This is a genomic window from Actinosynnema sp. NPDC002837, assembly GCF_040295345.1.
In the GTDB taxonomy this organism is placed as follows: domain Bacteria; phylum Actinomycetota; class Actinomycetes; order Mycobacteriales; family Pseudonocardiaceae; genus Actinosynnema.
The window spans coordinates 1-1,589 of record NZ_JBEOVG010000210.1; the positions used below are offsets into that span (position 1 = coordinate 1).

General features: G+C 35.6%; 2 protein-coding genes. Both read left to right on the forward strand.

Annotated elements, in window-relative coordinates; translation table 11 throughout:
* Positions 1-124 precede the first annotated feature (124 nt).
* Complete coding sequence (locus tag ABTZ99_RS44915; protein WP_058221561.1) at positions 125-580, forward strand: hypothetical protein; 456 nt, start codon at positions 125-127, stop codon at positions 578-580.
* A gap of 3 nt (positions 581-583) precedes the next feature.
* Positions 584-1,183 carry a recombinase family protein gene (locus ABTZ99_RS44920; protein ID WP_352334623.1) on the forward strand — a complete coding sequence of 200 codons (600 nt, stop codon included), beginning with the start codon at positions 584-586 and terminating at the stop codon, positions 1,181-1,183.
* Positions 1,184-1,589: the final 406 nt, after the last annotated feature.

Genomic DNA, 1,589 nt, shown 5'->3' on the forward strand with positions numbered 1-1,589 from the left:
AATTGAATCCGGACAGCCTTTAATTATCATGAGCGAAAAAGAGTTTGTGGACTTTTTAGCACAATTTTTCCAATTACTCGCAAAAGGGCTATAAACAATCATAAAAGAAAGAGAGAAACTATAAATGAAAAAAATAATCGCATTGAGTAGCATTGTTCTTCTAGCTATTTTTGGACTTGTAGCATGTGGTACGAACTCCCAAAAATTATCGAAAGAGAATATTGACCGTATTCATTTTACCATTACAAATGGGAGTAACTATCAATTTCAAGAAACGGATATGAATATCAAGGAAAAAGAAATGGTTTCATCAATTGTCGATTATCTTGATGAGTTGGATTTATCCAAAAAAAATGAGGTCAAAGATACTGGCGGTTTAGTCGGTGCTGATACGTATACACTAGATTTGAACCGTGGAACAAAATTTGTCAGAAGATACATGATTTATGGCGATTACATCACCATTGGTAAGGATAAAAAACAGCAAGTGATTTATAAAGTGAAACATGATAAACTCTCTGATTTACTTAAAACGTTGGACAATTTGGCAGAAGCCAATAATGATAAAGAGGAGGAGTAGAAAATGGCAAAAATAGGTTATGCTCGTGTTTCAAGCAAAGAACAGAACCTAGACCGCCAGTTAGAAGCCTTACAGGACGTTTCTAAGGTGTTTTCAGATAAGGCAAGCGGACAATCTACTGAACGTCCTCAATTACAAGCCATGCTGACTTATTTACATGAGGGTGATATTGTCGTGGTGACAGAATTAGACCGCTTAGGACGAAATAACAAAGAATTAACCGAACTGATGAACCAAATTCAACAAAAAGGCGCAACGCTGGAAGTCTTAAACTTGCCGTCCATGACAGGGATTGAAGACGATAATTTAAGGCGTTTAATTAATAACTTGATGATTGAATTGTACAAATACCAAGCAGAAAGTGAACGAAAACGGATTAGAGAACGGCAAGCCCAAGGGATTGCCATTGCCAAACAACGGGGACGATTTAAAGGACGAAAAAAGAAATATTCTTTTGAAGATGAGGGATTGCAACATGCCTTTGATTTATACCAACAAGGATTAACAGAAAAAGAAATCGAGCGTAAAACTGGAATTAATCGAACGACTTTTCGACGTTATCGTCAAAAATATAACGTGGTAAGAGAAGACAGAAAAGAATAAGCTGATATTAGCCCTTTTGAGGGCTTATTCTTTTATCCATGATATTTTATACCAAAGTTACTCTAAAATCGCTTATAAGCTAAAATATGATGTTCTAGGGCTGTTCTAGTTTGTCTTTTCTTGTTAGGGTGCAACTCTGACCGAACAGAGCAACTGTTCGCTTAAACAAACAAGATAAACAGGTCACACTAAAAAAGAATTAGCGCCTCGTCTAAAAAGATAATCCTACCCCAATCCGTCCTTGCGGAGCGGTTTTGATTTTGACCTTGATTTTCAATTTTTGAAAAAAATAAAAAAAGGCGAAGCCTATTTATATTTATCATATATATTTTAATCTTTTGTTCTTTTGCGTGGCTGAAAAGTTAGTGGTAGTGCTTGTGTACAGATTTATAAGCACAGAAAAAAC

Excerpts from the sequence above, each read along its gene's own strand:
- ABTZ99_RS44920 (WP_352334623.1), top strand. The coding sequence starts at position 584 with ATGGCAAAAATAGGTTATGCTCGTGTTTCAAGCAAAGAACAGAACCTA.
- ABTZ99_RS44915 (WP_058221561.1), top strand. The coding sequence starts at position 125 with ATGAAAAAAATAATCGCATTGAGTAGCATTGTTCTTCTAGCTATTTTT.